Raw genomic sequence first — 26,929 nt, forward strand, 5'->3', positions numbered from 1 at the left:
ATTACCTTCCCTGAGCCGTCACTGGATCACGACTTCCTTGAACAGCACCGCGCTGACCTGGACCGGTGCGACCGCCGCGTTGACACGCTTGGTCAGCTCTTCCTTGAGGCGGAAGATGCCGGCGGAGCCGTTGAGGTCGGAGGAGCGCAGCTCGCGCACATAGGTCTGGAAGATGTCGGTGACGCGCGGCATCGCCGGCTTGATCGCCTCGATCTGCTTTTCTTCCTTCAGCTCCAGCACGATCTTCAGCTTCAGATATTGCACGCGCTCGCCCGGAGCGCCGGCGAGGTTGACCATCATGTCGGGCACCTCGACGAAGGCCGGCGGCTTCGGCGGAGGCGCCGCCTCGGCATGGTGCTCGTCGTCGCCGTGGCGGAAGAAGAAGAACCAGGTCGCCGCGCCGCCGCCGAGGACGGCGAGCAGACCGACGGCCATGATGATGAGCTTGAGCTTGTTCTTCGGGGGAGCGGCTTCAGCGCCCTCAGTGGCTGCGCCGCCTTCCGCTTCATTCTCTGCCATGGTCGCCCGGCTCGCTCATCTCTTATAGGAATCGAAAGAGCGAAGCCCCCTGGCAGACAATGACGCGATACAAATGCCCCAGCGCAATGCGCTCCTCTTGCACGCAAACGCTACGGTAATAATGGTTAACGGAACCTTTCGATTGGGCCGCCACTAGGAAAAATCTGCCGGGCAAACATGGCTAACAGAACCTTTCTGCCGCCCTCCCGCACCCTCGAAAAATCAGCAAGACATTGATATTCAACAATTTTCTACGTTGGCACGGCTTTCGCTGAGAAAGGACCGAGACCCGGGGGTTTGGGAGAACCTGACGGTCTCGTTCACGGGGTCCGCCAAGGCGCTTGGGAGAGCGAGGAGGCAGATCTCACTCAGGGGAGATCTTCCGATGCAGAACGCGCTTCTGATCGGCTTGTCACGGCAGATGACGTTGGAACGGCAGATGGATGTCATCGCCAACAACGTCGCCAATGCCAACACCAACGGCTTCAAGGCCGACCATTCGCTGTTCGAGGAGTTTCTCAACTCGAACGCGCGTGAGGACAATTTCGTCGGTTCCGACCGCCGGGTCTCCTATGTGCAGGACCGCGGCACCTTCCGCGACGTCGGCCAGGGGCCGATGGAGGCGACCAACAACCCGCTCGACATGGCGATCAACGGCAACGCCTTTTTCGCCGTGCAGGCCAATGGCGCCGAGCGTTACACCCGCGACGGCAAGTTCACGCTCAGCAGCACCGGCCAGCTCGTCACCTCCGACGGCAACCTCGTGCTCGGCACCGCCGGCCCGATCACCTTCCAGCCGACCGACCACGACATCAATATCGCCCCCGACGGCACCGTCACGGTGCTCGAGGGCACGGCCAAGACCGACTCGATCCGCGGCAAGATCCGCATGGTGACCTTCGACGATCCGGCCAAGCTCACCAAGCTCGGCGCCAACCTCTACAGCGCCGGCTCGGCCAACCAGCAGGTCGACACCAAGTCCACCGTGCAACAGGGCTACATCGAGAAGTCGAACGTCAACTCGGTCGGCGAGATGAGCCGCATGGTCGAAGTCATGCGCAGCTACACCGCCATCGCCAATCTGCTCCAGCAGCAGAGCGACCTCCACAAATCGGCGATCGAGAAGCTCGCCGACGTTCCGGCCTGACTAGGGGATCACTGACATGCAAGCGCTCCACACCGCTGCGACCGGAATGGCGGCCCAGGAACTCAACGTCCAGGTCATCTCCAACAACATCGCGAACCTACGCACCACCGGCTTCAAGAAGCAGACCGCGGCGTTCCAGGACCTGATCTACGAGCACGTCCGCCGCGTCGGCGCGCAGGCCTCGGACCAGGGCACCATCGTGCCTGTCGGCGTCGACATCGGCGGCGGCGTCAAGACCGTCGGCACGCCGCGCAGCATGACGCAGGGCACGCTATCGCAGACCGGCAACGACCTCGACCTCGCGATCTCGGGCGAAGGCTTCTTCAAGATCCTGATGCCGGACGGCACCTTCCAGTACACCCGCGACGGCACCTTCCAGATGGACAACCAGGGCCGCGTCGTCACCGCGCAGGGCAACCCGGTGCAACCGACCATCACCATCCCGAACAACGCCTCCGGCCTCACCGTCAACGAGCAGGGCCAGGTCTCGGTGACGCTGCCGGGTTCCTCGACGTCGGCCGTTCAGGGCCAGCTCGGCCTGACCCGCTTCATCAACAAGGCGGGCCTCCAGCCCGTCGGCAACAATCAGTTCACCGAGACGCCCTCTTCCGGCCCGCCGCAGGACGGCACCGCGAACACCGAAGGCTACGGCAAGATCACGCAGGGCAGCCTGGAGCAGGCCAATGTCGACGTCGTCTCGGAGATGAGCGACCTGATCGCCGCGCAGCGCGCCTACGAGATGAACGCCAAGGTCATCAGCGCCGCCGACCAGATGATGCAATCGACCACGGCGCTGTTCCGCTGAGGCAATGACGATGATCCGCACCACCCTCGCCACGATCTCCGCTCTCCTGCTGCTGGCGCTGCCGGCGCAGGCCGCCGACGACGTCATCGCGGCGCCGACGCTGCGCGCGAGCGTCACCGTGACCTCGGACGTGGTGCGGGTCGGCGATCTCATCGACAATGCCGGCTCGGCCGCGCTGATCCCGGTCTACCGCTCGCCCGATCTCGGCACCACCGGCGCGCTGCCGGTCGCGCATGTGCTGTCGGTGTTGCGCGCAAAGCAGGTGATCGGCGTGATGACCGGCGACATCAGGGAAGTCCAGGTCACCCGCCTCGCCCGCACCCTCGCCAACAAGGACCTCGAAAACGCGGTGGCTTCCGCGCTCGAGCGCCGCTTCGGCCTTGGCGATGCCGCCAACATCACCGTCACCTTCGACCGCGGCGTCGCCGACATGCGGCTGGACGCCTCCAACACCGGCGCGCTCCAGCCGGTCGCGACGCGTTACGACGCCCGCGGCGGCCGTTTCGACATCGCCTTCGAGATCAACAACGACAACAATCCGGCGCCGACCAAGCTGCGCTTCACCGGCACCGCGATCGAGACCGTGGAAGTGGCCGTGCTGACGCGCGACATCGACCGCGCCGACCTCCTGAAATCCTCCGACGTCACGCTGGAGCGCCGGCCCAAGGCCGAGGTCACCGGCGAGGCCGCCTCGCGCGACCGCACCATCGGCATGCAGCTGCGCCGGCCGATGCGGGCGGGCACGCCGATCCGCGTCGCGGACATCGTCAAGCCCGACTTCGTGCAGCGCGACCAGAACGTCACCATCATCTACCAGGTGCCCGGGCTCTACCTCACCACGCGCGGCAAGGCGATCGAGAGCGGCGCCGAGGGTGACACCGTCAGCGTGCTCAACCTGCAATCCAAGCGCACGCTAACCGGCGTCGTCACCGGCCGCGGCCAGATCACGGTCCAGGGCGCGAGCCAGTCGCCGCCGATGGCGCCTGCAGTCGAGCAGACCTCCTCGCTCAAGCGTGACGAAACGCCTGCCCCTGCGGCTGCGGCCGCAGCGCTCGCCCAAAGCCTGATCCAGGCGCCCACGTCTCCGGCCCAGATCGCACAAGCCCAGATCCCGCAAGCCCGCGTCTCGCAAGCTCCAGCCAAGTCAGAGTAAGTCATGTCCCCGTTCAGTTCGGCTTTCCGTCCTCGTCGCATCGCGATCTCTGCCCTGCTGCTGGCCATTGGCGCGCTGGCAAGCGGCTGCTCCTCGATCGACCGCCTGTCGCAGATCGGCGAGCAACCGAAACTGTCCGCGATCGACAATCCGACGGCGCAGCCCGGCTACAAGCCGGTGCAGATGCCGATGCCGAAGCCGGAAGTCGCCTCCTACAATCCGAACTCGCTGTGGCGCAGCGGCAGCCGCGCCTTCTTCAAGGACCAGCGCGCCCACCAGATCGGCGACCTGCTCACCGTGACCGTGAACATCACCGACAAGGCCAACATCGCCAACGAAACCCAGCGCAGCCGCACCGCCAAGGAAGATTCGGGAATTACCGACTTTATCGGCAGCCAGACGGTCACGCAGCCGCTCAAGGTCCTGCCCGGCCGCCTTCTCACCACCGACTCGACATCCTCCGCCGACGGCAAGGGTTCGGTCAATCGCCAGGAAGCGTTGCAGACCAACGTCGCCGCGGTGGTCACGCAGGTGCTGCCGAACGGCAACCTCGTGGTCGAAGGCAAGCAGGAGATCCGGGTCAACTACGAGATCCGCGAGCTCGTGGTCGCCGGCATCGTCCGCCCCGAAGACATCCAGAGCGACAACACCATCGACTCCAGCAAGATCGCGCAGGCCCGCATCGCCTATGGCGGCCGCGGCCAGATCATGGACGTGCAGCAGCCGCGCTACGGCCAGCAGGTCATGGACGTGCTGCTGCCCTTCTAAGCCTCTTTAAGAGCTCCCACATCGTGTTCGCGAACCTAGGCGCGAACGACGATGTACTACGCGGCCTCCGGTAGCTCCCCTGCCGGAGGCCGCATGTATTTTGGCGTGGTGCGCCACACTCAACCAGGCCGGTCGTGCGATTATAGCGGCGCAGTTGCCTCAAATTCCGTCATTGCGAGCGTAGCGAAGCAATCCAGAAATGCGCCCGCGGAAGGATTCTGGATTGCTTCGTCGCAAGAGCTCCTCGCAATGACGGAGAAGCGCGGTTGCGCCCCTCACTTGAACTCCGCCTCCACCACGCCCAGCCCGTCCAGCTCCATCCGCACCTTGTCGCCGGCCTTCAGCCACAGCGTCTTCACCAGGCTCCCGGTGAGCACGAGCTGCCCCGCGTGAAGACCCTTGCCCTCGGCGGCGAGATGGTTGGCGAGCCAGGCGAGCGCGTTGTGGGGGTGGCCGAGCACGTCGGCGCCGGTGCCGTGGCCGACCTCCTCGCCGTTGACGATGGCGCGGCCTTTGACCGCCTTCAGGTCCGGCACCGACGAGCGCGGAACCGACGGCCCCAGCACGCAGCCGGCGGCGAAGAAATCGTCGGCGATCAGCGTCGGCGCGCCCATCGTCTCCCACTTCACATAGCGGTCGTCGACGATCTCGATCGCGGGATGATAGGCATCGACGGCCTCGCCGACCCATTCGGCCGTGAACGGCGCCTCGCCGGCGGCAAGGTCACGCTGCAGCCGCACCGCGATCTCGCATTCGACGCCGACCCGGACATATTTGGAAGCCGCGAGCTTCACCCCGCTATCGTGCACGCCCTTCTGGAACACGCCGCCGGCGCAGGGATGCGGGATGCCGATATAGTCCTGCATCACCTGGCTGGTGCAGCCGATCTTGTAGCCGACGAGCGGCCCGGCATGCGGCAGCAGGAGATCGTGCAGCGCACGCTGGACCTGGTAGCCCTCGGCCTCGTCGGCTGGCGGAAACTCGAGCGCCGCAAGCGGCGCATGGTTGCGGCGCGCCAGCGCGATCGCCTTTGCGGCTTCGAGAATGTTGTCCATCGGCGCCGCCTCCCACGCTACGCATTCGAGGGCGGCACTTCAGCATCCCCGCTGCGGCCTGACAAGCGCGGCCCAAAGAACGGTCCTAAGGTCGGCCAAACAGCGGCTTCACGCCCTGACCAGGCCAAGCCGGATCAGGCTCTCGGCCGTCGCGAGGATCGCCTCATCGTTGGCGCGCGGCTGCCAGCCGAGCAGCGACCGAGCCTTGACGCTGGTGGAATGCCGCACCCTTCCGAGCATCGGCACGACCGCACGCAGCAGCGGAATCCGGTTGGCGGCCAGGCGCACCAGCCAGTCCGGCGCCTGGAGCCGTGGAACCCGGCGTGCCCTCGGTCCGAGTTCCCGCCGCAGCACCCTGGCGATATCGAGGATCGACATCGCCTCGCCGGAGACCGCGATGAAGCGCTCGCCTTTCGCCTCAGGCGCGATCATCGCCCGCAGATGAAGGTCGGCCACATCGCGCACGTCGACCACGCCGAAATAGACCCGCGGCACCGCCGGCATGGCACCGTCGAGCAGCGATTTGACGATCTCGATCGAGCCGGAGAAATCCGGCCCCAGCACGGGACCGAAAATGCCGGCGGGGTTCACGACCGAGAGCTCGAGCCCGCCGCCTTCGCGCGCCACGAAATCCCAGGCCGCCCGCTCGGCCAGCGTCTTGGATTTGATGTAAGCCTGCACGTCGGCACCTCCGAGATTGGTCCAGTCGGTCTCGTCGAACGGTTTTTCCCGCGGCTTGTGGCCATACCCGATCGCACCCAGCGACGAGGTGATCACCACGCGCCTGACGCCGGCCTCGCGCGCGGCCCGCAGCACCCGCAGCGTGCCGTCGCGCGCCGGGATGATCATCTCGTCCTCATCCTTGGGAACACTGGTCGAGAGCGGCGAGGCAACATGGAGAACGTAGTCGCAGCCCGCGACGGCCTCACGCCACCCCTCGTCCCGGACGAGGTCGGCGGTGAAGAAGGACAGGCTCTCGGGCGATGCCGCCCCGCCCTCGCGCAGCATGGCCAGCACGTCGGCCTGCCGCTCCGGCCGGCGCACCGTTGTCCGCACCGTGTGGCCGGCGGCCAGAAGTTGCAGGACGACGTGGATGCCGACGAAACCCGACCCGCCCGTGACCAGAACAATGCTCATTGCCAAATTCCCCTCGTTGCACGGGCCGGCGAATTGGTTCCATCAAGGCCCTGCTCAAGGCGGCATCTGGTCACTATGTGCTTGCGAACAAGTAGAATGGATTTCGAGACCGGTATGGAAAACCTGACCAGTGCCTGCGACGGCGACTGCGATTGCAGCCCCGACCCTGCCCTGCTCGCCGACTTCAAGCGGGCCATCCACGCGCTCGGCGGCAAGTGGAAGCTGGAGATCCTGTTCGCGCTGATGAACGGCGCGGTCCGTTTCGGCGCATTACGGCGATCGATCGGCGGCATCACCCAGCACATGCTGACCACGCAGCTGCGCGAGCTCGAGCAGGACGGACTGGTGTCGCGAACCGTCTTCGCGGAGAAGCCCTTGAGGGTCGAGTACGAGCTGACGGATGCGGCCTACGGCCTGTTGCCGGCGTTTAAGGAAATATTGAGCTGGTCCAGGCTTTATGGGGCCGCGCGCCTCGTGGCGTCGCACCAGGCCTGATTGCAGCGATGCTTGATGCAGCTGGATCGGTGTCTCAGCGTTCGAGTCGATCCCGTTGATGCGACTCGCAAAATCTCCCGCACCTGAAGTGAAGGCTGTTTCTCATCCGAACTCACGTGAGCTCGGAGGATGTGACTCTAGCTCATTGATCGCGATTCATTTTTCGCGATTGCGGTCGCGCGTTGAAGCGCGACGGCAAGCGACGGGCAATATCCTGACCGCGGCGCGAAATGGCGCCTTGCGTCCAAAAACAAAGAGCCGCATCGCTGCGGCTCTGACTCTATTCGTCGCGATAGACCTTCTCGCGTTTCTCGTGGCGCTCCTGCGCTTCCACCGAGAGTGTTGCGATGGGCCGGGCCTCGAGCCGTTTCAACGAGATCGGCTCGCCGGTGTCCTCGCAATAACCGTAGGTGTTGTCCTCGATACGCTGAAGCGCGGCGTCGATCTTGGCGATCAACTTGCGCTGGCGGTCGCGGGCGCGGAGTTCGATGGCGCGGTCGGTTTCGGACGATGCCCGATCAGCGAGATCGGGGTGGTTCACGTTCTCCTCCTGCAGGGCTTGCAGGGTGAGCTTGGACTCTTTGAGGATCTCATCCTTCCAGGCAAGGAGCTTCAACCGGAAGTACTCCTTCTGCCGGTCGTTCATGAAAGGCTCTTTTTCGGTCGGTCGGTAGTTTTTCAACTTTTCCAAGGGCGGCCTATCTGTCTAAGCAACGACTCGCAAACGGAACGGGGTCCGTTGAGCGGGGCGTTATATAGCGGCCTCCTGTGACAGACAATATTTCCCTGATCGCCCAGCCGGCGCCCCCAAGCCCTTGCACAGGAAGGTTTATCCGCAAGGGCCCGGGAGCGGCCGAAGGCCTAGTATCCGACCGTGAAACGCTGCCTCAAATGGGCCGGCCGCTCGACCTCGTCGGCAAGCGCAATGGCGTAGTCGGCGAAGCTGATCCAGCTCTTGCCGTTCGCATCTGCGAGAAGCTGATCGGTCCCGAGCCGGAACTTGGCCGTGCGCTCGCCCTCGACGAACAGCGCCGATGGCGAGATGAAGGTCCAGTTCAGTTCCTTTTCCAGCCGCAGCAGGTCGAGAAAGGCGGAGCCAGCCTCCGCCTCGGCCTTGTATTGGGCCGGAAAACCGGGAGTTGTGACCAGCTTCACGCCTGGTGCAACCTCCAGGCTGCCAGCCCCGCCAACGACGAGGTAGCGGCCGACCTTGGAGTCCTTGGCTGCCCCGATCAGCTTGAGCGCGTCGCTGGCCAGGAAGTGCACGGAACTCACGGCGACGTCGTGCCCGGCCCACAGCCTTGCGAGACCCGCCTGGTCGAGCACATCCCCCTTGGTGGGTGTGACGTTCGGCAGGGCCGCGATCTTCTCGGGGTTCCGGGCGATGGCCGTGACGCTATGGCCGCGGCGGGACAGTTCCTTGGTGATCTCCGACCCGGCCCGGCCCGAGGCGCCGGCGACTGCGATTTTCATGGAAGGCTCCTTTGCTTCTGTGGTAACTAGCAGCGACTAGATATCTCAAAGAAAGCTGGTGTTAAGAGAGCACTTTGTGCTCACCTGATTACGCAGGAGTAACCGGCAAGCGAGCCGGCAAGCGACTTCAATGGATCGAGGACCCGAAGATGAAGCCCGACGTCTATGCAGCGAACTGCCCCACGCGCCAGATTCTCGATCGCGTCGGCGACAAATGGGCGGTGCTGATCCTCCTGCTGCTGCGCGAGGAGCCGATGCGCTTCAATCAGTTGCGTCGCACGATTGAAGGCATTTCGCAGAAGATGCTGAGCCAGGTTCTCAAATCGCTCGAACGCGACGGCCTGATCAAGCGCCGCGCCATCGCGACCGTACCGGTGACGGTGGAATATTCGATCACGCAGCTCGGGCTGACACTCGCCGCGGCCGTCGATCCGTTGCGCGATTGGGCCGAGCAGAACCTGAAGGACGTGCTCGCCGCCCAGCGCCGCTACGACGCGCAGAAGGAGGAGGAAGCGGCGTAAGCCCTTTCTCAAACGTACGCGGCGCGCTCACAGGAAATTCCGCTGTCATGCCCCGGCTTGACCGGGGCATCCAGGACGCCGCGGCGTCTCGATTCAAAACTACTCTCTCTGGAATACTGGGTCGCCCGGTCAAGCCGGGCGACGACAGCCTGCCCGACTACGCCTGTCCCGCCTTCGCCAGCTCGACCTCGACGCGCAGCTCGATCTCGGAGAGCACGGAGTCCAGCCCGGGATCGCCCGAGGACGATTTCAGGTTCGCCGCAGCGTCGCGCAGCCGCATCACGGTGGACGCGTCGAGATTGCCGGACAAGAGGCCCATCTTGAGATCGTCGAGCACGTCGAGCGCGGTCCTGCCGCGCGCGACCGAGCGCTTGCGGCGCTCGACCGGATCCTCCTCGATGCCTTGCAACGCGAGCAGGGCATCGATGTTGGCCGCTGCTTTCGGCGCCGCAGCCGCTCGCGTCTCCTGCGCCGACGAGGTGTCGGGCAAGACGAAGGTGCCGGAGCCCGTCCGCCTGGCCTGGCTGGCCGGCGTTCCAAGCGTGGTGCCGTTCGGTCCGTAGATGCGCATCGCAGCAATCCGGGTGATCGATGCCTCACCTTCGCTGTTTTATGGTTAACGGCGCGTAAACAGCCCGGCAAAATCTGCCGACGGGCGGCAGTTTCGCTCCTCAGGGACAACGCCCGCTGACACCGGTCGAAACAGATTTATTCAACCTATTCAGCGACCTACGCCCACTGCCCCGCGTTGGCACAGCACTCGCAAGGAAAGCGTCGGACCAGCTCGTCATGGGAGTGTCGAGGATGGTCCGAGATTTGAGGAGCCTCGGGGAGCAGAGGATGCCAGGCGTTCGTTGGGTGAGGATTGTTGGGGTGGCCTGCGCCGCGCTGTCAGCGCTGGCACTGTCGGTCACGTCCGCAAGCGCGACCTCGCGCATCAAGGACCTCGCCAATATCGAGGGCGTGCGGCAGAACCAGCTCATCGGCTACGGCCTCGTCGTCGGCCTCAACGGCACCGGCGACACGCTCAACAACATCCCCTTCACCAAGCAGTCGCTGCAAGCGATGCTCGAGCGCATGGGCGTCAACATCCGCGGCGCCACCATCCGCACCGGCAACGTCGCCGCCGTGATGGTGACAGGCAATCTGCCGGCCTTCGCCACCCAAGGCACGCGCATGGACGTCACCGTTTCCGCGCTCGGCGATGCCAAGAACCTCCAGGGCGGCACCCTGCTCGTCACGCCCCTCCTCGGCGCCGACGGCAACGTTTATGCGGTTGCGCAGGGTTCGCTCGCGATCTCCGGCTTCCAGGCCGAGGGCGAAGCGGCGAAGATCGTGCGCGGCGTTCCGACCGTGGGGCGCATCGCCAACGGCGCCATCATCGAGCGCGAGATCGAGTTCGCGCTCAACCGGCTGCCGAACGTGCGCCTGGCGCTCCGCAATGCCGACTTCACCACCGCCAAGCGCATCGCGGCGGCTGTCAACGACTATCTCGGCGTCAAGACCGCCGAGCCGATCGATCCATCGACGGTGCAGCTTTCGATTCCGCCGGAGTTCAAGGGCAACGTCGTCGCCTTCCTCACCGAGATCGAGCAGCTCCAGGTCGATCCCGATCTCGCCGCCAAGATCGTCATCGACGAGCGCAGCGGCATCATCGTGATGGGCCGCGACGTTCGCGTCGCCACCGTCGCGGTGGCGCAAGGCAACCTCACTGTCACGATCTCCGAAAGCCCGCAGGTGAGCCAGCCCAATCCGCTGTCCCGAGGGCGGACCGTGGTCGCGCCGCGCAGCAGCGTCAGCGTCACCGAGGACGGCAGGAAGTTGGCACTCGTCAAGGATGGCGTCTCGCTCCAGCAGCTCGTCGACGGCCTCAACGGCCTCGGCATCGGCCCCCGCGACATGATCAGCATCCTCCAGGCGATCAAGGCCGCCGGCGCGATCGAAGCCGATATCGAGGTGATGTGATGCAGACGAGCATGATCAACACCCCGCGCGCCGCCGCCTCCTCGGCCTTCTCGGTGGAAAGCCGCAGCGGCCGGCCCGACTTCGAGCTAGCCGCCGCGCTGCAAAAGGTCTCGCCGCAGCAGCAGGCCAAGGCGCAGAAGACCGCCACCGATTTCGAGGCGATGTTCCTCAACAGCATGTTCTCGCAGATGACCTCGGGCCTGAAGGGCGAAGGCCCGTTCGGCGACACAACGGGCACCGGCGTATGGCGCTCGATGCTGACCGAGCAGTATTCCAAGAACTTCGCCAAGGCCGGCGGCGTCGGCGTCGCCACCGAGGTCTATCGCACTCTCATCATGCAGCAGGCGAAAACCGTCCGCACGGCATAAGGTCAAACGAGATGAACCAGTTCACCGCCTCACGTCAGCCGATGCAAGCGCAGCGCCCGAACACCGCGCCCGGCAACGCCCAGGCGCGCAAGCTCGCCGAAGACCTGATGGATGCGATGAGCGCCCTGCTCGGACTGATCGAGCGTGAGACCGAACTCGTTCGCGCCGGCAACGCCCGCGAAGCGATGATGCTCGAGAGCAGGAAACAGGAGCTGTCGCGAAACTATGTCGGCGCCGTCAGCCAGTTGAAGGCCAACCAGGCCCAGCTCGCGAAATCGGCGCCCGAGCTGCTTTCGACGCTGCATCGGCATCACGATGCGTTCCGCGCGATGCTCCAGGTCAATCTCACCGTGCTCGCGACCGCGCACGCGGTCTCCGAGAGCGTCGTGCGCGGCGTCAATGCCGAGATCCAGAAGCGCAACGTGCCGAACACCTATACGGCCGCGGGACGCCGCGCCACTCCGGGCCCGCGCCACATCACCCCGCTCACCGTCAGCCGCTCGCTCTGAACGCGCAGAAAACAAGCGACAATTTTACGAAAAACCGCGCGGCGATATCGTCGCGCGGTTAGTCACGTTTCCTTACCGGGTCTTCAATCCTGGTGTTCCATGGTTGCGCATTGAGAGGGGTTGGGATTTGACTCGGACGAGGCAACCAGGAGGCTGCCATGAGTACAGATTTCAGCATCAGGCCGGTGGGGATACCGGCCCCCGCGCAGATCATAACGACGTCGAATGCGGCGGCGAACGAGGCCGTGCAAACCGATTTGCCGGTGAGCCAGACGGTCGCCGCGAGCGATACGAGCGCGCCCGTGCGCAATGATTTGCCGAACAGCGAGAACATCTCGCGGCAGGTGGTGTTCGACCAGGCCGCCGCATCCTTCGTCTTCCAGGTCGTCAACGACAGGACCGACGCCGTGGTCAATCAGTTCCCCGACGAAGCGATGCTGCGCCGGCGAGCTTATTTCCATGCAGAGGATCTGAAGTCCAAACCCTCGCGTCCGCTCAATACGGATGTCAGCGCCTGACGCTCAGGTATCGAGCGTGGCAACCGCGGTCTCGAGATAAGTCGAGTCCGTCGCTGGATCAGTGACGACGTTCTTGATCTGGGCCTTGCGCGCGTCAGTCAGCGTGAACTTGCTATTCCCGAAACGGAACGAGCCGTCTGGAAAGAACGTTCGGCTTATACGCGGTCGACAAAATGCTCATGATGTCGGCCACGACGGGCCTCCATCACGGCCGTCCGGACAGACCGGCAGCGATATTGCGATTGATCTCGATCAGCGGGCGGAAGTGATCGAACTGCGGGCTCATCTGCAGCGCCGCGGTCTGGCTCAGCACGAACACGCTGATGTTGGCGATCTTCTGGCGAACGTCAATCGGCTGCGGATTGTTGTCGCGCATCGCCTCGCTCAGGAAGATCGTCCAGAGCTTGCGGTTGAACATCAGCGCCTGCATGGTCTGCTCGCTGAGCGGATCAGCGTTGTTCACCGCATCCTGGAGCTTGTTGGCGGCCTTGAGCAGGGTCTGGGCCTCGATGTCGCGAGGAGATGCGGTGGTCGTTGCAACACGCGCGTAAGCCGAGGCAGCGGAATTCGACATCAATCACACCCTGGAGGTTACCTAGCCCGTTGAACGCGCTTAAGGATTTCTTTCCCAACCCTAGGCAGCACCGCTTAAGATTTGCTTACGTGTGCGCTTGGAAGCACTCCGGATAATTACGGGTCGCGGAGTTTCTTCGTCAGCGCAAAGCTAGATGCACGCACACAGGCTGTAAACTTGCTTCGCGTGATGGGCATCAATCTCAGCTAATCCTGCCTTAGCGATCTCCGTAAAAAGAACGGCGGAGCGTTAGCCCCGCCGCGATATCTCGAGTAACGGTCTTGCGCTGCGAAATTAGCGGAGCAGCTGCAGCACGCTCTGCTGCGACTGGTTGGCGAGCGACAGCGCGGAGACCGCGATCGACTGGCGGGTCGACAGCGCCTGGCTGTTGGCCGCTTCCTCATTGGTGTCGGCGAGCGTCAGGTTCGATGAGCCGGTCTGCAGCACGTTGATCAGGTTCTTGGAGAAGTCCTGACGCACCTGCACGATCGAGAGGTTCGAACCGAGCGCCGAACCTTCCGAGCGCAGCGTGCTCGAGGCCGCGTTCAGGCTGGTCAGCACCTTGTTGGTGGCGCCGTTATCGATGAAGTCGACGCCGTTGACGAGGTTGCTGAGGCCAAGACCTGCCGCGTTGAACACCACGCCGTTGATGCCGAGCGTGGAGCTGCCGGTTTCGTTGAAGACGAGCTTCAGCGTGTCGCCGTTGAGCAGGTTGACGCCGTTGAAGGAGGAGTCCTGCGACGTCGTGTCGATCTGCGCCAGAATGTTGTTGAACTGGTTGACCAGGTTCGAGCGCGCGGTCTGCGCGACGGGATCCTGGACCGGCGGCTGCGCGGTGGTGAAGGCCAGAATGCCGGTGATCGTGCCGCCGACCGTGCCGCCCGCAGTTGTCGAACCGAGCGTCGAGGAAGCATATTCATTGACGGTGGTCACCGTCAGCAAGCCATTGGCGTCGATCGTCGCCGTCAAATGGTTCGCCTGAAGCTGCGCGTTGAGCTGGTCGAGCGTCTTGACGGTGCCGTTGGTGCCGTCGCCGAAGGTGACGTTCACCGGCGTGCCGCCGTTGAAGGAAGTGAAGGTCAGCGTCTTGCCGCTGACACCGCCAACACCGGAGGTGCGCGCCGCGGTGAAGGCGGTCGCTGTTCCCGTGTTGCCGCTGAGGCCGAACGCGTGGAGCGCGTTGCCGGTGCCGGTGATCGACAAGTCGGCGTTGATGCCGGTGGAGAGCGCAAGTTGGCCGCTGCTGTTGACGGACGACGGGATCTGGCCCGCAGTGGTCGTCAGCGACGCCGCGCCGTTGAAGATGCTGGCGGTCTTGACGCCGGTGGCAAGGTCGATCGAGTTGAGCAGGTCGGTGAGCGTCGCGCTCTGGATATAGACGGTCGAGTTGCCGTTGCCGTCCGTGACGATGTTGCCGTTGACGCCACCCGAGGTCACGCTGGCCGCCGACTGTGGCGTCTGGGCGTTCTTGAAGGTGATGGTGTGACCATCGATGTTCAGCGTCGAGCCGTCCTGGACCAGGGTGCCCAGCGAGCCCGCGGTCGTCGACCGGTTCGCGGTCACGTTCGCATTGCCTGCGCCGGTCGCCGTGGTCAGACCGAGCTTGTTGAGGAAATCAGCCTTGCCGGTCACGCTCAGATCGGCGCCGGTCGAGCTCTTCAGCGTGACCTGGCCGCCGCCCGAGATGGACGATGCCACCTGAAGCGTACCGATGGGACCGGTCGAACCGCTGACAGCGATGGCCGCCGCGCCTGCGCTGATCGTTGCGGTCTTGACGCCGCTGGCGAGGTCAATCGCGCTGAGGACGTCGTTGACGGTCGCCCTGGGCGCAACCGCGGTTCCCTCATAGACGATCGAGTTGCCATTGCCGTCGGTGGCGATGTGTCCACTGGCGTCGAGACCCCAGCCGGTCGGCTGCGTCGTCGGCGGGATACCGGTGCGGAAGGTGATGGTCTTGCCGTTCACCGTGATGGTGTCGCCGTCCGCGGGTGGCGCGCCGAAGGTGGTGGATGCCGTGGTGCCGAGCAGCGTGGCGGTACCTGACAGTACGGTGGTGCCGTCGGCGGCCGTCGCAGCAAAACCGACCGCCGAGCCCGCGTTCGAACCCAGTGAGGCGCCGAGCGCGGCAGTCCCCGTCACCGGGGTCACGCCACCGGCTGCACCGGTATAGAGCACGTTGCTGTTGGCGGTTGCGCTCGCGTAGGAGGTCGTTCCGCGCAGATCGGCCGGTGTCGCACCGGGAATCGTGGTGGAGACGTTCGACTTGGTGGAGTAACCGACCGTGGTCTGCAGCGCCTGATTGGCGATCGATTTCGCGCTGTCGATCAGCTTTTGCAGCGAGGTGATGCCGGTGTTGGCCGCCTGGAGCACCTGCACACCGTTGTTGATGCCGTCGAGCAGGTTGCTGATGTCGCTCGCCCGGTTGTCCAACCCCTGCGCGGTGAAGAAGTTGGTGGGATTGTCGAGCGCCGTGTTGACCTTCTTACCGGTTGACAGCCGCTCCTGCGTCGTGGCCAGCAAGTCGGCCGTCGACTGCAGCGACAACAGGTTCTGGCGAACTGACGCCGAGAGAACGATGTTGGACATTGGCGAGTCTTCCTCTTGAACCGGATACGAATCGGCCGCGCGGTCTCGAAAGCGGGCTTTGGTCCAGTTTTAGGAGGTGTCCTTTAAAGTATGGTTAACGCCGGTTTAAGCGATAGGGTTAATGGCGAATGAACGCCCCTGCCCGCCTCCGGACGCAAAAAAGCGGCGGGGCACAAAACCCCGCCGCTCTATTTTACCAAGTTATTTCAGCTACTTACTAGCGGAGCAGCTGGAGCACGCTCTGCTGCGACTGGTTGGCCAGCGACAGCGCGGAGACCGCGATCGACTGGCGGGTCGACAGCGCCTGGCTGTTGGCCGCCTCGACGTTGGTGTCGGCCAGCGTCAGGTTGGACGAGCCGGTCTGCAGCACGTTGATCAGGTTCTTGTTGAAGTCCTGACGGATCTGCACGACCGAGAGGTTCGAGCCGAGGCTCGAGGCTTCCGAGCGCAGCGTGCTCGACGCGGCGTTGAGGTTGGTCAGCACCCTGTTGGCCGCGGCGTTGTCGATGAAGTCGACGCCGACGGTCAGCGCAGCAAGGCCCAGACCCTTGGAGTTGTAGGTCACGCCGGTGATGTTCAGGCTCGACTTGCCGGTCTCGTCGAACACCAGCTTGAGCTGATCACCATTGAGCAGGTTGACGCCGTTGAATGAGGAGTCCTGCGAGGTCGTGTCGATCTGGTTCAGGATGTTGTTGTACTGAGACACCAGGTTCGCACGGGCCGTCTGCGCAACGCCATCCTGGACGGGGTTGGAAGCCGTCGAGAACGTGAGCGCCGACGTGAGCGTGCCGCCGATCGCTCCGCCTGCCGACGTCGAACCAAGCGTCGATGACGCATAGTCGTTGGACGCGGTGATCGTCAGCAAACCGTTGGCGTCGATCGTTGCAGACAGGTTGTTGGCCTGAAGCTTCGTGTTGAGCTGATCGAGCGTCTTGACCGTGCCGTTGGTGCCGTCGCCGAAGGTGACGTTGACCGCCGTGCCGCCGTTGAATGAGGTGAAGGTCAAGGTCTTGCCGGCGATGCCGCCGATGCCCGAGGTGCGTGCCGCGGTGAACGCGGTTGCGCTGCCGGTGTTGCCGGCCAAGCCGAACACGTTCAACGCATTGCCGGTGCCGGTGATGGACAGGTCGGCGTTGACGCCGGTCGAGAGCTTGAGCTGACCGGAGGTGTTGATCGACGAGTTCGACTGGCCTGTGGCGGTCGCAAGCGTCGCGGTGCCATTGGCGTTGATCGTCGCGGTCTGCACGCCGGTGGCAAGGTCGATCGCCTTCAGCACGTCGTTGACCGTGCCGGCCTGCAGATAGACCGTCGAGTTGCCGTTGCCGTCGGTGAGGATGTTACCGGAGGCACCGAAGCCGCTCGGAACGCTCGGCGCACCGGTCGAGCCCGGGATCGGCGCGTTCTTGAAGGTGATGACGTGACCGTCGACGTTCAGCGTCGAGCCGTCCGCGATGGTCGCACCCAGCGAGGCCGCGCTCGTGGTCCGGTTGACGTTGACGGTGGCATTTCCAGCACCTGTGGACGTCGTCAGGCCGAGAGCCTTGAGCAGATCAGCCTTGCCGGTGACGCTCAGATCCGCACCCGTCGAGCTCTTCAGCGTGACGGCGCCGGCGGCGGCGGTCGAGACCGCAGCACCTGGCTGGCTGGCGCTCACGGCGATCGTCGCAGCGCCGGAGCTGATGGATACCGTCTTCACGCCGCTGGCCAGATCGATCGCGGACAAGAGATCGTTGACCGTCGCGGAGGCGAGATAGACGGTGGTGTTGCCGTTGCCGTCGGTGACGAGGTTGCCGCTGACGCCCGAACCGGACGGAACGGCGGTCGACGCCGGAGCCGCGCCGCTGCGGAACGTGATGGTCTTGCCGTTCACGGTCAGCGTGTCGCCGTCGGCAGGCTGGGCGTTGCCGGCCAGGCCGGTTGCGGTCGTGCCGTTGGTGGCGATCAGGGTGATGGCGCCGGTCAGCGCCGTGGTGCCGTCACCGGCCGTTGCGCCGGTGCTTGCAAAGGAGCCGATGGACGCGCCGAGGGTCGTGGTGCCGCTCGCCGCGGTCGTGCCGCCGGCCGTGCCGTTATACAGCACGTTGCTGCTCGCCGTTGCGCTGGCGAAGCTCGTCGTGCCGCGCAGATCAGCGGCGGTCGCACCCGAGATCGTGGTGGAGACGTTGGACTTGGTGGAGTAGCCGACCGTGGTCTGCAGTGCCTGGTTGGCAATCGACTTCGCGGAGTCGATCAGCTTCTGCAGCGAAGTCAGACCGGTGTTGGCGGCCTGCAGCACCTGCACGCCGTTGGCGATGCTATCGAGCAGGTTGTTGATGTCGCTGGCGCGGTTGTCGAGCGACTGGGCGGTGAAGAAGTTGGTGGGATTGTCCAGGGCCGAGTTGACGCTCTTGCCGGTCGACAGACGGTTCTGTGTGGTGGCGAGAAGATCAGCGGTGGACTGGAGAGACAGGAGGTTCTGACGAACCGACGCAGAGAGAACAATACCGGACATGACTCTTACCCTTCTGGCTTACGCGTCTTCGTTCGATCGCTTCTGGATCGAGTGACGGGGCCAGCGTGCCGTGACATGGCTAACAAAGGGTGAAACGAACATCGCCTGCATAAGCGCCGGTTCACCATAGGAGGGTAGGAAGCTCAGAGTGAGATGGCAATCAGCCTGAAATCATTGGCAATTTTTTGCGCTTACGTTCCATTAACCATAACCGCTGGTTACTTTTCGGAGTGTCGCCTGCCTCTCAAAATCTCGAGCGATAAAAGAAAAACGGCGGGGCCGAAGCCCCGCCGCCGGATCTTGCCTGCGATGTCTGCCGCTTGTTAGCGGAGCAACTGCAGCACGCTCTGCTGCGACTGGTTGGCCAGCGACAGCGCGGAGACTGCGATCGACTGGCGGGTCGACAGCGCCTGGCTGTTGGCGGCCTCGACGTTGGTGTCGGCCAGGGTCAGGTTGGACGAGCCGGTCTGCAGCACGTTGATCAGGTTCTTGTTGAAGTCCTGACGAACCTGCACGATCGTCAGGTTCGAACCCAGAGCCGAAGCTTCCGAGCGCAGCGTGCTCGACGCCGAGTTCAGGTTGGTCAGCACCTTGTTGGTGGCAGCGTTGTCGATGAAGTCGACACCGCTGGTCAGCGCAGCAAGGCCGAGACCCTTGGAGTTGTAGGTCACGCCCGTGATGCTCAGGCTGGACTTTGCAGTCTCGTCGAACACCAGCTTGAGCTGATCGCCGTTCAAGAGGTTGACGCCGTTGAACGAGGAGTCCTGCGCAGTCGAGTCGATCTGGTTCAGGATGTTGTTGTACTGGTTGACCAGGTTGGCACGAGAGGTCTGCGCAACCGTGTCCTGGACGGGGGTGGAAGCCGTCGAGAAGGTCAGCGCCGTCGTCAGCGTACCGCCGATCGCACCACCCGCGGCGCTCGAACCGATGGTCGAGGACGCGTAGTCGTTGGTGGTGGAAACCGTCAGCAGGCCGTTGGCGTCGATCGTCGCCGTCAGGTTGTTGGCCTGAAGCTTCGAGTTGAGCTGATCGAGCGTCTTGACCGTGCCGTTGGTGCCGTCGCCGAAGGTGACATTGACCGCCGTGCCGCCGTTGAAGGAGGAGAAGGTCAAGGTCTTGCCGGTGAGACCGCCGACACCCGAGGTGCGTGCCGCCGAGAATGCGGAGGCCGTGCCGGTGTTGCCGGCAAGTCCAAGCACGTTCAGCGCATTGCCGGTGCCGGTGATCGACAGGTCGGCGTTGACGCCGGTGGACAGCTTGAGCTGGCCGGAGGCGTTGATCGACGAGGCGATCTGACCGGTTGCGGGGCTCAGCGTCGCCGTACCGTTGGCCGCGATCGAGGAGGTCTGCACGCCGGTGGCAAGGTCGATTGCGTTCAGCACGTCGGCAACCGTGCCGGACTGCAGATAGACCGTCGAGTTGCCGGCGCCATCGGTCAGGACGTTGCCGCTGACACCGAAGCCGCTCGGGATCGCCGGAGCGTTGCTCGATCCCGGAACCGGGGCGTTCTTGAAGGTGATGACGTGGCCATCGACATTCAGCGAGGAGCCGTCCGAGATCAGCGTGCTCAGGGAGCCCGAACTGGTCGTGCGGGTCGCAGTCACCGTGACATTTCCGCCGCCCGTCGCACCCGTCAGACCGAGCTCCTTCAGGAAGTCAGCCTTGCCCGTCAGGGACAGATCGGCACCAGCCGAGCTCTTGAGCGTCACAACGCCCGCGGCGGCAGTCGACGGCGATGCGCCGGAGGCGGCACCGATGGTCGCAGCACCGGCGGAGATCGTCGCGGTCTTGACACCGCTGGCGAGGTCGATCGCGGCCAGAATGTCGCCCACGGTCGCCAGCGTCGAAGTCGTGGCGGTGTCACCGAGATAGATCGTGGTGTTGCCGCCGCCGTCGGTGACGAGATGACCGCTGACACCAGAACCGCTCGGAACGGCGCTCGAAGCCGGCGCAGTGCCGGAACGGAAGGTGATGGTCTTGCCGTTCACCGTCAGCGTGTCGCCATCGGTCGGAGCGGTGGTCAGCTTGCCGCTGGCGGTGGTGCCGAGCAGCGTGGTGGCCGACGAGATGCCGGTCGTACCGTCAGCCGCAAGACCCCCGGTGCCCGCGAACGAGCCCTGGCTCGCACCGAGCGTGGCGGACGAACCTGCCGCGGTGGTGCCGCCGGCCGTGCCGTTGTACAGCACATTGCCGAGCGCCGTCGCACTGGCAAAGGACGTCGTGCCGCGCAAATCGGCCGCCGTCGCACCCGAGATGGTGGTGGAGACGTTGGACTTCGTGGAATAGCCGACGGTGGTCTGCAGCGCCTGGTTGGCGATCGACTTCGCGGAGTCGATCAGCTTCTGCAGCGAGGTGATGCCGGTGTTGGCGGCCTGCAGCACCTGCACGCCGTTGGCAATGCCGTCGAGCAGATTGTTGATGTCGCTGGCGCGGTTGTCGAGCGACTGTGCGGTGAAGAAGTTGGTGGGATTGTCCAGGGCCGAGTTGACGCTCTTGCCGGTCGACAGGCGGCTCTGCGTGGTGGCGAGAAGATCAGCGGTGGACTGGAGGGAGAGCAGGTTCTGACGAACCGAGGAAGAGAGAACGATACCGGACATTGAGTGTTACCCTTCTGGTACGCAACGCAACAAAACTTCGATTAGGATTAATCGATGCTCGGGACGGTGAACGCGGAGGGCTAACAAAGCATGAAGCGTGTCGCGGCAGTCCTTGTCGGGATTCACCATATGGGCGATCGACGCAGCATCTGGCTTCGCCGTATCGTCATGATCGGATGATGCTTTTTGATACACCGATGAAGCGTTTGCCACTTGTCAACCATAACCCAGAGTGGGCAATTCGCTGTACCGGAATGCATCGCTTTCATCAGCCGAGCGGCAGTCTGATGCCGGCACAAAAGAAAGCGGCGGGGCCGAAGCCCCGCCGCCATATTGGTTTTGCGATGTCTGCCGCTTGTTAGCGGAGCAGCTGCAGCACGCTCTGCTGCGACTGGTTGGCCAGCGACAGCGCGGAGACCGCGATCGACTGGCGGGTCGACAGCGCCTGGCTGTTGGCCGCTTCGGTATTGGTGTCGGCCAGCGTCAGGTTGGACGAGCCGGTCTGCAGCACGTTGATCAGGCTCTTGTTGAAGTCCTGACGCACCTGCACCACGGACAGGTTCGAACCGAGCGCCGAAGCTTCCGAGCGCAGCGTGCTCGACGCGGCGTTCAGGTTGGTCAGCACCTTGTTGGTGGCAGCGTTGTCGATGAAGTCGACACCGCTGGTCAGCGCAGCAAGGCCGAGACCCTTGGAGTTGTAGGTCACGCCCGTGATGCTGAGGTTCGACTTGCCGGTCTCGTCGAACACCAGCTTGAGCTGATCGCCGTTCAAGAGGTTGACGCCGTTGAACGAGGAGTCCTGCGAGGTCGTGTCGATCTGGTTCAGGATGTTGTTGTACTGGTTGACGAGGTTGGCACGAGAGGTCTGCGCAACCGTGTCCTGGACGGGGGTGGAAGCCGTCGAGAAGGTCAGCGCCGTCGTCAGCGTACCGCCGATCGCACCACCCGCGGCGCTCGAACCGATGGTCGAGGACGCGTAGTCGTTGGTGGTGGAAACCGTCAGCAGGCCGTTGGCGTCGATCGTCGCCGTCAGGTTGTTGGCCTGAAGCGCGGAGTTGAGCTGATCGAGCGTCTTGACCGTGCCGTTGGTGCCGTCGCCGAAGGTGACGTTGACCGCCGTGCCGCCGTTGAAGGAGGAGAAGGTCAGGGTCTTGCCGCTGATGCCGCCGATGCCGGAGGTGCGAGCCGCGGTGAAGGCGGTTGCCGTGCCGGTGTTGCCGGCAAGTCCAAGCACGTTCAGCGCATTGCCGGTGCCGGTGATCGACAGGTCGGCGTTGACGCCGGTGGACAGCTTGAGCTGGCCGGAGGCGTTGATCGACGAGGCGATCTGACCGGTTGCGGGGCTCAGCGTCGCCGTGCCGTTGGCCGCGATCGAGGAGGTCTGCACGCCGGTGGCAAGGTCGATTGCGTTCAGCACGTCGGCAACCGTGCCGGACTGCAGATAGACCGTCGAGTTGCCGGCGCCATCGGTCAGGACGTTGCCGCTGACACCGAAGCCGCTCGGGATCGCCGGAGCGTTGCTCGATCCCGGAACCGGGGCGTTCTTGAAGGTGATGACGTGGCCATCGACATTCAGCGAGGAGCCGTCCGAGATCAGCGTGCTCAGGGAGCCCGAACTGGTCGTGCGGGTCGCAGTCACCGTGACATTTCCGCCGCCCGTCGCACCCGTCAGACCGAGCTCCTTCAGGAAGTCAGCCTTGCCCGTCAGGGACAGATCGGCACCAGCCGAGCTCTTGAGCGTCACAACGCCCGCGGCGGCAGTCGACGGCGATGCGCCGGAGGCGGCACCGATGGTCGCAGCACCGGCGGAGATCGTCGCGGTCTTGACACCGCTGGCGAGGTCGATCGCGGCCAGAATGTCGCCCACGGTCGCCAGCGTCGAAGTCGTGGCGGTGTCACCGAGATAGATCGTGGTGTTGCCGCCGCCGTCGGTGACGAGATGACCGCTGACACCAGAACCGCTCGGAACGGCGCTCGAAGCCGGCGCAGTGCCGGAACGGAAGGTGATGGTCTTGCCGTTCACCGTCAGCGTGTCGCCATCGGTCGGAGCGGTGGTCAGCTTGCCGCTGGCGGTGGTGCCGAGCAGCGTGGTGGCCGACGAGATGCCGGTCGTACCGTCAGCCGCAAGACCCCCGGTGCCCGCGAACGAGCCCTGGCTCGCACCGAGCGTGGCGGACGAACCTGCCGCGGTGGTGCCGCCGGCCGTGCCGTTGTACAGCACATTGCCGAGCGCCGTCGCGCTGGCAAAGGACGTCGTGCCGCGCAAATCGGCCGCGGTCGCACCGGAGATCGTGGCGGAGACGTTCGACTTGGTGGAGTAACCGACGGTCGTCTGCAGCGCCTGGTTGGCGATCGACTTCGCGGAGTCGATCAGCTTCTGCAGCGAGGTGATGCCGGTGTTGGCAGCCTGCAGCACCTGCACGCCGTTGGCGATGCCATCGAGCAGATTGTTGATGTCGCTGGCGCGGTTGTCGAGCGACTGGGCGGTGAAGAAGTTGGTGGGATTGTCCAGGGCCGAGTTGACGCTCTTGCCGGTCGACAGACGGTTCTGCGTGGTGGCGAGGAGGTCGGCGGTGGACTGGAGGGAGAGGAGGTTCTGACGAACCGATGCGGAGAGGACGATACCGGACATGACTCTGTTACCCTTCTGGTAAACGACGCTACTGTTACGCGTCTGCTTGGATCGAGATTGACCCAGCGACCGGCGGACCCTGGCGTCGAGACCTCTAACGAAACATGAAATGAAACCCGTGCTTTTGCCGAACGCCGCGTGATTCGGCCGGGGGAAGCCCCGCACGTCGCCGCGCCGCCGCACGGACATGGCGTTGGGAAGATTGAGTTTTTTCGCGCAAATGCGGGAGATTTACAGCTCGTTAACTAATTCCGAGCGAGAATCACGCCCTGATAAGCCGCAACGAGCGCTCGGTTACGAAAGCGTTGATGGAGAACAGGCATGGCTCTCAAGGTCGAGCTCAAACCGCACGAACGCATCATCGTCGGCAACTCGGTGATCACTAATACGGACCAGCGCGCCCGCCTCCTGATCGACGGCGAGAACGTGCCGATCCTGCGCGAGCGCGACATCCTCACGCCGGAGACCGCAAACACGCCCGCCAAGCTCGTCTATCTGGCCGTCCAGCTCATGTATATCTCGCCGGATCCGCAGACCCAGCACGGCACCTATTTCAACCTCGTGCGGGACATCGTCACAGCGGTGCCGAGCTCCTGGCCGATCATCGAAGCCATCAACAACAACATCCTGAACGGCGACCTCTACCGGGCGCTGAAGGATGCCCGCAAGCTGATCGCCTATGAGGAGAAGCTGCGAGGCCAGTACGAGGCCACGCATCCCAAGGCGGAAGCGGACAAGGACGACGTCAGCACCGCCGCCTGATCACGGCGTTCACGCGGCCGAGCCGCGCGAACGACAACGCTGCCCAACGACAACGGCCCCGGATCGCCTCCGGGGCCGTTGTCGTTTCGGCCATGCATCGATGCTACTGCGCCGCGAGCGGCGGCGCCTCGACCTCGATCACTCCCTCGCCAACCCGCCGTGCGCCAAAATCCAGCACGGCCGCAATCAGCGCATCGATGTCCGTCTCGTCGGTGCGGTGATTGACGATCGCGGCGCGGATCGCGAACTTGCCGTCCAGCGTGGTGCTCGATGGCGCAGCGATGCCGGATTCCTGGACATCAGCGACGATCTCGCGATTGACCGTATCATTGGCGCGGTAACGGAAGCAGACGATGTTGAGGTTCACCGGCGCCAGCAACTCCAGCCGCGGCTCGGCCAGCACGCGCGCTTCCAGATATTTTGCCAGTGCGCAGCTTCGCGCGATCACCGTGCCCAGCCGGTCGGTGCCGAACGTCTTCAGCGTGAACCAGGTCTTCAGCGCGCGGAAGCCGCGCGACAGATCGGGGCCGAGATCGCAGGGCCAGACCGTGCCCGCCGCAAGCCCCCTCGCCTCGCGGCTCAGATAGGCCGCCGGCTGCGCAAAGGCCTGCCGGTGCTGCTCGCCGTCGCGCACCAGCAGGAAGCCGGCGTCGTAGGGCACCTGTCCCCATTTGTGGAAATCGAGCGCAATGGAATCCGCAAGCTCGATGCCGCCGAGCAGCGGCGCGAGCTCGGGCGCCAGGATCGCGAGCGCGCCGAACGCGCCGTCGACGTGAAACCAGATTCCTTCCTCGCGGCACAGCTCCGCGACGGCCTTGAGGTCGTCGATCGCGCCGATATCGACCGTGCCTGCGGAGGCGACGACGAGGAACGGCTTGAAGCCAACCTCGCGATCGACGGCGATCTGCGCACGCAGCGCGGCGACATCGATGCGATGATCGGCATCGACGTCGATCTTGCGCAGCGCATCGGTGCCGAGACCGGCAATGTCCATCGCCCGCGAAATACAGCCATGCGCGGCACGCGACGTGTAGGCGGTGAGCAGCGCGCCGTCATTGCCGATGCCGTACTGCCGCGCCAGCGTACCGAGTGCGCTGGTACGCGCCACCAGCACCGCCATCAGATTGGCCATCGACGTGCCCGTGACGAAGATGCCGCTCGCACTCTCCGGGAAGGCGAACAGGCGGCGCATCCAGTCGACGATCTGGCGCTCGACCTCGATGGGCATGTGGTCGCGGCCGCCGAGATTGGCGTTGAGGCCAGCGGCGAGCATTTCCGCGAGCATGCCGACCGCAGTGCCGCCGCCATGCACCCAGCCCATGAAGCCGGGGTGGACGTTGCCGGTCGCATAGGGCGCGACATGCTCGACGAATTCGCGATAGACATCGGCGAGATCGCTTGCCTCGCGTGGCACGTCGGCCTTGAATGCCGCGCGGGCGTCATCGGGGATCGGCTGCCACACCGGACGCGCACGAATGTTGGCGATGCCGTCGATCGTCTCGTCCAGCATGCGATGGGCGAGCGCACGAAACGCGCTCCAGTCCTGCGGATCGAGCGAGGTGTCAGTGGCGGCGGCTTGCGTCTTGCGGACGATCTCGTTCATGCTGCACTCTCCTCGCCGGCCCCTGCGTGCCGCGACAGCATTGCCGTGAACGCGGCAAAGATCTTGCGCATCTGCGGCGGCTTGTATGGAAACACGGCCGGCGGATCCATGTTGTGCACGACGGCGGTGTTGTCGGCCTCGAACACCAGCAGCTCGCCGTCCTGATTCTCGGCGCAATCGACGATGAAATAGTCGAGGCCGACGCGCCGGCTCATCTCGTCGAGCGCGTTGCGATGACGCGCGGCAAATGCATGATCAAACTCGAGCATGAAGGCGGCTTCTTCAGCTCGCTTCTCTTCACTGAACGCCATGTAGGCGTTGAGATACCAGATGTCCCAGCGGTCGGCGATCGCCATGTGGCAGGCGTAGGGTTTGCCGTCGACCATGGTAAGACGGTATTTGCGGTAAAGCCCGTCGGGGCTCGCGTAGTTGACGAAGCGCGCGACGAAGAAGTCCTGCTCCTGCCGATCAGAGAGATAGGCCGCGAGCGCCGCAGCATCGTCGATCTTCGCGAGCCCGACACCGGCATGCGTGCCGCGCGGCCGCACGATCATCGGAAAGTGCAGTTCGCTCACGATGTCCTTGCAGGCGATCTTCCCTTCCGAAATATCCGACAATTGCGCGCGCGTCACATGGACGGTCGCGGGAATGTCGAGACGGGGGATGCCCGCCAACAGCCGGTACAGCTTGTCGCGATCGAGATTGCCGATGAGCTCGGGGCGATTGAGCAACGGCCGCGGCCAGTGCGGCGCGGCCCGTTCGATGACGGCGAGCGCCTCCCGGCATTCCTCGGAATCGGATGCGACCACGATGGCGACGTCGTGATCAGGCAATGTCTCCGGCAGGCCGACGCCTTTGACCACGTAGAGCGTCAACAACTCGATATCGGAGCCTTCGAGCAGAAACTCGATCGGCGTGTTGCCACCCATGTCGATATCGGCCGCCAGCGCGAGCACGCGCAGGCGGGGCTTCGCAACCGCGCAAGGCGCACGAAACAATTGGTGGAAGGCGAGCACCTCGGTCTGGATCACGAGCCCGGCCTCCTTCTCGCCGAGGAGCTGGGCGATCAACGACAGATCCAGGCCTTCGCCCGCCTCCGCCGTCCCTTCCGCGATCCGCGCCAGAAGCCGCTCGCGCAACGGATGCAGATCGCCGCCCTCGAAGGCCCGGCGCGTCAACTGCGCAAAGCCGATGCGGTCGGAATAGTCCGGCGCCGTCGCGCCGTTCGGCGCTGAAACAGGATGCAACATC

General features: G+C 64.4%; 24 protein-coding genes. 11 read left to right on the top strand and 13 right to left on the bottom strand.

The window, feature by feature from the left end:
• Positions 1–18: 18 nt before the first annotated feature.
• Positions 19–519, bottom strand: a complete 501-nt coding sequence (gene fliL / locus AAFG50_RS28985; RefSeq protein ID WP_011088569.1) for a flagellar basal body-associated protein FliL — start codon at positions 517–519, stop codon at positions 19–21.
• 385 nt (positions 520–904) lie between these two features.
• On the opposite strand from fliL, the gene flgF reads away from it, so the two are divergent.
• From flgF to flgH, 4 genes are read left to right on the top strand one after another with little or no spacing between them, the layout of a single operon-like run.
• Positions 905–1,666 (top strand): flagellar basal-body rod protein FlgF, encoded by a 762-nt coding sequence (gene flgF, locus AAFG50_RS28990; RefSeq protein ID WP_011088570.1) that lies wholly within the window; start codon positions 905–907, stop codon positions 1,664–1,666.
• A 16-nt stretch (positions 1,667–1,682) separates the two neighbouring features.
• Positions 1,683–2,471 (top strand): flagellar basal-body rod protein FlgG, encoded by a 789-nt coding sequence (gene flgG / locus AAFG50_RS28995; RefSeq protein ID WP_011088571.1) that lies wholly within the window; start codon positions 1,683–1,685, stop codon positions 2,469–2,471.
• 10 nt (positions 2,472–2,481) lie between these two features.
• Entirely contained in the window at positions 2,482–3,624 is a 1,143-nt protein-coding gene (gene flgA / locus AAFG50_RS29000; RefSeq protein ID WP_028173290.1) for a flagellar basal body P-ring formation chaperone FlgA, read from the top strand.
• Positions 3,625–3,627: 3 nt separating this feature from the next.
• Positions 3,628–4,392, top strand: coding sequence for a flagellar basal body L-ring protein FlgH (gene flgH / locus AAFG50_RS29005; protein ID WP_011088573.1), 765 nt, complete (start codon positions 3,628–3,630; stop codon positions 4,390–4,392).
• Between the two features lie 275 nt (positions 4,393–4,667).
• Here the strand turns inward: flgH and AAFG50_RS29010 are convergent, their stop codons facing one another.
• Both AAFG50_RS29010 and AAFG50_RS29015 read right to left on the bottom strand, forming a co-directional pair.
• The gene (locus AAFG50_RS29010; protein ID WP_028173289.1) at positions 4,668–5,447 is read right to left on the bottom strand and encodes a fumarylacetoacetate hydrolase family protein; all 780 of its coding nucleotides are present in this window, start codon (positions 5,445–5,447) and stop codon (positions 4,668–4,670) included.
• Between the two features lie 108 nt (positions 5,448–5,555).
• Positions 5,556–6,584, bottom strand: a complete 1,029-nt coding sequence (locus tag AAFG50_RS29015) for an aldehyde reductase (RefSeq protein WP_028173288.1) — start codon at positions 6,582–6,584, stop codon at positions 5,556–5,558.
• A gap of 96 nt (positions 6,585–6,680) precedes the next feature.
• On the opposite strand from AAFG50_RS29015, the gene AAFG50_RS29020 reads away from it, so the two are divergent.
• Positions 6,681–7,079 carry a helix-turn-helix domain-containing protein gene (locus AAFG50_RS29020; RefSeq protein WP_028173287.1) on the top strand — a complete coding sequence of 133 codons (399 nt, stop codon included), beginning with the start codon at positions 6,681–6,683 and terminating at the stop codon, positions 7,077–7,079.
• 280 nt (positions 7,080–7,359) lie between these two features.
• On the opposite strand, the gene dksA is transcribed toward AAFG50_RS29020, so the two are convergent.
• Both dksA and AAFG50_RS29030 read right to left on the bottom strand, forming a co-directional pair.
• A complete protein-coding gene (gene dksA, locus AAFG50_RS29025; RefSeq protein ID WP_008554760.1) occupies positions 7,360–7,725 on the bottom strand; it encodes an RNA polymerase-binding protein DksA in 366 nt (121 codons plus the stop codon).
• A 215-nt stretch (positions 7,726–7,940) separates the two neighbouring features.
• On the bottom strand, positions 7,941–8,552 hold the full coding sequence (locus AAFG50_RS29030) for an NAD(P)-dependent oxidoreductase (protein ID WP_028173286.1): 612 nt from the start codon (positions 8,550–8,552) through the stop codon (positions 7,941–7,943).
• Between the two features lie 149 nt (positions 8,553–8,701).
• Between AAFG50_RS29030 and AAFG50_RS29035 the strand changes: the two genes are divergently transcribed.
• Positions 8,702–9,073 (top strand): helix-turn-helix domain-containing protein, encoded by a 372-nt coding sequence (locus AAFG50_RS29035; RefSeq protein ID WP_028173285.1) that lies wholly within the window; start codon positions 8,702–8,704, stop codon positions 9,071–9,073.
• 157 nt (positions 9,074–9,230) lie between these two features.
• Here the strand turns inward: AAFG50_RS29035 and AAFG50_RS29040 are convergent, their stop codons facing one another.
• Positions 9,231–9,644: a flagellar assembly protein FliX gene (locus AAFG50_RS29040; protein ID WP_028173284.1), complete on the bottom strand. Its 414-nt coding sequence runs from the start codon at positions 9,642–9,644 to the stop codon at positions 9,231–9,233.
• 269 nt (positions 9,645–9,913) lie between these two features.
• Between AAFG50_RS29040 and AAFG50_RS29045 the strand changes: the two genes are divergently transcribed.
• The 4 genes from AAFG50_RS29045 (at position 9,914) to AAFG50_RS29060 (ending at position 12,433) form a co-directional block, all read left to right on the top strand.
• Positions 9,914–11,038 (top strand): flagellar basal body P-ring protein FlgI, encoded by a 1,125-nt coding sequence (locus AAFG50_RS29045; protein ID WP_028173283.1) that lies wholly within the window; start codon positions 9,914–9,916, stop codon positions 11,036–11,038.
• A complete protein-coding gene (gene flgJ, locus AAFG50_RS29050) occupies positions 11,038–11,406 on the top strand; it encodes a flagellar assembly peptidoglycan hydrolase FlgJ (RefSeq protein WP_028173282.1) in 369 nt (122 codons plus the stop codon). Before AAFG50_RS29045 ends, flgJ begins: the two co-directional genes overlap by 1 nt.
• 11 nt (positions 11,407–11,417) lie before the next feature.
• Positions 11,418–11,915: a hypothetical protein gene (locus AAFG50_RS29055; RefSeq protein WP_028173281.1), complete on the top strand. Its 498-nt coding sequence runs from the start codon at positions 11,418–11,420 to the stop codon at positions 11,913–11,915.
• Between the two features lie 158 nt (positions 11,916–12,073).
• Complete coding sequence (locus AAFG50_RS29060; RefSeq protein WP_011088583.1) at positions 12,074–12,433, top strand: hypothetical protein; 360 nt, start codon at positions 12,074–12,076, stop codon at positions 12,431–12,433.
• A gap of 205 nt (positions 12,434–12,638) precedes the next feature.
• Here the strand turns inward: AAFG50_RS29060 and flaF are convergent, their stop codons facing one another.
• The 5 genes from flaF to AAFG50_RS29085 all read right to left on the bottom strand — a co-directional run bounded on the left by flaF (position 12,639) and on the right by AAFG50_RS29085 (position 23,313).
• On the bottom strand, positions 12,639–13,007 hold the full coding sequence (flaF, locus tag AAFG50_RS29065; RefSeq protein ID WP_008554779.1) for a flagellar biosynthesis regulator FlaF: 369 nt from the start codon (positions 13,005–13,007) through the stop codon (positions 12,639–12,641).
• A 294-nt stretch (positions 13,008–13,301) separates the two neighbouring features.
• Complete coding sequence (locus tag AAFG50_RS29070) at positions 13,302–15,593, bottom strand: DUF1522 domain-containing protein (protein ID WP_011088584.1); 2,292 nt, start codon at positions 15,591–15,593, stop codon at positions 13,302–13,304.
• A gap of 217 nt (positions 15,594–15,810) precedes the next feature.
• Positions 15,811–18,084 (bottom strand): DUF1522 domain-containing protein, encoded by a 2,274-nt coding sequence (locus tag AAFG50_RS29075; protein WP_028173280.1) that lies wholly within the window; start codon positions 18,082–18,084, stop codon positions 15,811–15,813.
• A gap of 323 nt (positions 18,085–18,407) precedes the next feature.
• Complete coding sequence (locus AAFG50_RS29080; protein ID WP_039185603.1) at positions 18,408–20,681, bottom strand: DUF1522 domain-containing protein; 2,274 nt, start codon at positions 20,679–20,681, stop codon at positions 18,408–18,410.
• A gap of 358 nt (positions 20,682–21,039) precedes the next feature.
• Complete coding sequence (locus tag AAFG50_RS29085; RefSeq protein ID WP_039185607.1) at positions 21,040–23,313, bottom strand: DUF1522 domain-containing protein; 2,274 nt, start codon at positions 23,311–23,313, stop codon at positions 21,040–21,042.
• A 321-nt stretch (positions 23,314–23,634) separates the two neighbouring features.
• Between AAFG50_RS29085 and flbT the strand changes: the two genes are divergently transcribed.
• A complete protein-coding gene (gene flbT, locus AAFG50_RS29090) occupies positions 23,635–24,075 on the top strand; it encodes a flagellar biosynthesis repressor FlbT (RefSeq protein ID WP_011088588.1) in 441 nt (146 codons plus the stop codon).
• A gap of 103 nt (positions 24,076–24,178) precedes the next feature.
• On the opposite strand, the gene AAFG50_RS29095 is transcribed toward flbT, so the two are convergent.
• Positions 24,179–25,678: an aspartate aminotransferase family protein gene (locus AAFG50_RS29095; protein ID WP_028173278.1), complete on the bottom strand. Its 1,500-nt coding sequence runs from the start codon at positions 25,676–25,678 to the stop codon at positions 24,179–24,181.
• The gene (locus AAFG50_RS29100) at positions 25,675–26,928 is read right to left on the bottom strand and encodes a hypothetical protein (RefSeq protein ID WP_342714018.1); all 1,254 of its coding nucleotides are present in this window, start codon (positions 26,926–26,928) and stop codon (positions 25,675–25,677) included. Before AAFG50_RS29100 ends, AAFG50_RS29095 begins: the two co-directional genes overlap by 4 nt.
• Between the last annotated feature and the right edge of the window lies 1 nt (position 26,929).

This window comes from Bradyrhizobium sp. B039, from assembly GCF_038965675.1.
GTDB lineage: Bacteria > Pseudomonadota > Alphaproteobacteria > Rhizobiales > Xanthobacteraceae > Bradyrhizobium > Bradyrhizobium diazoefficiens.